General features: G+C 72.1%; 3 protein-coding genes and 1 pseudogene. 2 read left to right on the top strand and 2 right to left on the bottom strand.

Annotation, left to right across the window (positions count from 1 at the left end; genetic code table 11):
- The coding region (locus I73_RS10025; protein ID WP_026096545.1) for a 3-hydroxybutyrate oligomer hydrolase family protein at positions 1-347 on the bottom strand (347 nt) is incomplete at its 3' end.
- A 163-nt stretch (positions 348-510) separates the two neighbouring features.
- Here I73_RS10025 and I73_RS10020 point away from each other — a divergent pair.
- Both I73_RS10020 and I73_RS10015 read left to right on the top strand, forming a co-directional pair.
- On the top strand, positions 511-1,314 hold the full coding sequence (locus I73_RS10020) for an enoyl-CoA hydratase/isomerase family protein (RefSeq protein WP_022980478.1): 804 nt from the start codon (positions 511-513) through the stop codon (positions 1,312-1,314).
- 71 nt (positions 1,315-1,385) lie between these two features.
- The gene (locus I73_RS10015) at positions 1,386-2,123 is read left to right on the top strand and encodes a hypothetical protein (RefSeq protein WP_022980477.1); all 738 of its coding nucleotides are present in this window, start codon (positions 1,386-1,388) and stop codon (positions 2,121-2,123) included.
- Here the strand turns inward: I73_RS10015 and I73_RS10010 are convergent.
- Positions 2,108-2,431 (bottom strand): annotated as a pseudogene (locus I73_RS10010) (hypothetical protein); the annotation flags it as partial. The gene I73_RS10015 and the pseudogene I73_RS10010 overlap by 16 nt on opposite strands.

Raw genomic sequence — 2,431 nt, 5'->3', positions numbered from 1 at the left:
TGACCGTGGATGTCGATGTTGGGCCCGTAGAAGACCCCCATGCCGCCCCCCGGCGTGATGTCCACCAGGGCCCGGTAGTTGGTGTAGATCGCGTTGCGCCGCAGTTCGCTGGCCGTCGGGTGGGCCGGATCGACGTAGGCCGGCGTGGCCCCCATCAGCCCGGTCTTGCCCAGGCCCGCCGTCAGCAGGTCGTCGCTGACCCCATCGGTCACCCGCACCGTCACCGGCCCGCGCACCCCGGGCGGCAAGGCCGCATCGCCTGCCCATGCCGTGCCCAGCGCGGCCAGGCAGGCGCAGCCCAGCACCAGCGGCCGCAGCAGGCCGCGGCCGTTCGTTCCATTGCTCATTGTGTCGCTCCCTGTGATCGCCTCCTGGCTGGAGGCCGAGCGATTCTGAAGGGGGGCTTCTGGCTTGTGGGCCCCTCCGCGGGATAGTCCCGATACGGGGGTCTCGCGTGGTGAAATGCGGTGCATCGCGGCCCTGCGAACGCCGCCCCATCACCTCTTGCCCATGCCCGGACACATCCATTTCCACCCGGCCGACGCCCAGGGCATCGCCCGGGTGATCATCAGCCACCCCGGCAAGCTCAACGCGCTGGACATCGCCATGTGGCGCGACCTGCGGGCCGGCTTCGACGCCATCCGCACCCAGCCACGCCCGCCGCGGGCGCTCATCGTGCAGGGCGAAGGCGGCAGCTTCGTGGCCGGAGGCGACATCGAGGAGTTCCCGCGCTTCCGCTTCGACCCGGCCACCCTGGCCGATTTCCACGAGGAGATCGTGGCCCCCGCGCTGGAGGCCATGCTGGCCTGCGACGTGCCGCTGATCGCGCAGATCGAGGGCGCCTGCATCGGCGGCGGACTGGAGATCGCCGCCTGCTGCGACCTGCGCCTGTGCGGCCAGGGCAGCCGCTTCGGCGTGCCGATTGCCAAGCTGGGCTTCCCGATGGCGCCGCGCGAGATCGAGATCGTCGCCCGCGTGGTGGGCGAAACCGTGCTGCGCGAGCTGCTGCTGGAAGCCCGCGTGTTGACCGCCGAGGAAGCACGGCTGCGGGGCCTGGTCACCCGGGTGCTGCCCGACGCCGAGGTGGCCGCCGACGCCTGGCGCACCGCCCAGCGCATCGCCGAACTCTCCCCGCAGGCCATGCGCCTGAACAAGCAGGCCCTGCGCCGCTTCACCCGGGGCCCGACCAGCCAGCGCGCCGAACGCGAGCCCCACTACGCCTACGCCCCGTCCGCGGAACACCGCGAAGGCCTGGCCGCCTTCAACGAGAAGCGCCCGGCCCGCTTCCTGGACCCGGACGACCCTGCGCGCTGACGCCGGTGCAGCGCCGACCCCAGCTTGCGAGAGCGCCTGGGCCGTGCAGAATCGGGCACAGGAGGACAGACATGCGGAGCCTGGGCTTCAGGAGCGCGGCAAGCGCATGGGCGGGCTGGAGCCTGGCCCTGGCGGCGGGCGCCAGTGGCGCCGCCTTGCCGACCGACCCCGCGGACGGCTGGGCCCGTTGCCAGCAGGACGCCACCCCGGAACGCTGCCTGGCGGCCCTGGAGGCCGAAGCTCTGCACGCTCCCCATGCACACAGAGCCCCCTGGGCGATCCGGCAAGGTGCCCTGCTGCGGCTCCAGGCGCCCGGTGCATCGGAAATCCGTCTGGAGGACAGCCCCCAGTCACAGTACCGTGCACTGGGTCCGGTGGGCCGCAGCGGCACCTGGCTGGTGGCGCGTCTGTCGCCGGCCGGCAGTCCCGCGCTGCTGTTGGTCAACGCAGCATCAGGTCAGAGCCTCGGGCTGGATGCCCCGCCCCGGCCAGCCCCCGACGGACATCTGCTGGTCGCCGTCCGGCCCGGACAGCCTGACCACGACAACTCGACTCTGACCTTGCTGCAACGCTCGGGCAGCCGCTGGAGCGTGGTGTTCCGCTACGAGGCCCCGGCGGGGCTGCATCTGAACTTCCACCGCTGGCGCAGCGACAGCGCTGCAGTCCACCTGCAATGGCAGAGATCGGTCACCCCGAACTGCCCGACCGGAGAGGGCAACGCCCAGCTCAGGGACGGCCCCTTTGGCTGGGATTTCGTGCCGGAAATGCCACCGCCCTGCCAGGCAGCACCGGCTCACTCTTCTTCTTGATTGTCCTGAGGAGTGGGTGGCGGCGTCTGGCCGGCCGGCTCCTGACGCAGCCCCTGGCCCAGCACCTGGGGTTGACCCGGCAGCCCCACCCGGGGAGTGCGCAGAGTCGCCCCGTTCGGCGCGGCGGAGCGCTGCACTGTGTTCGGATCGGGCAGGCTCAGCGAGGTGCTGGCGGGCCCGCCCTTGGGGCCGAGCTCGACGGAGCGCTTGCTGACCGACAGCAGGACCGTCTCTCCCTCGATCACGGCGCCGGTGTGCCAGGCCCGCGCCGGCTGCCCGCTCACGGAGATCAGTGCCACGCCCTGCGG

The organism is Ideonella sp. B508-1, assembly GCF_000333615.1.
In the GTDB taxonomy this organism is placed as follows: domain Bacteria; phylum Pseudomonadota; class Gammaproteobacteria; order Burkholderiales; family Burkholderiaceae_C; genus Ideonella.
Note: the sequence above shows the minus strand (reverse complement) of the source record. Positions and strands in the feature narration are given on the sequence as shown.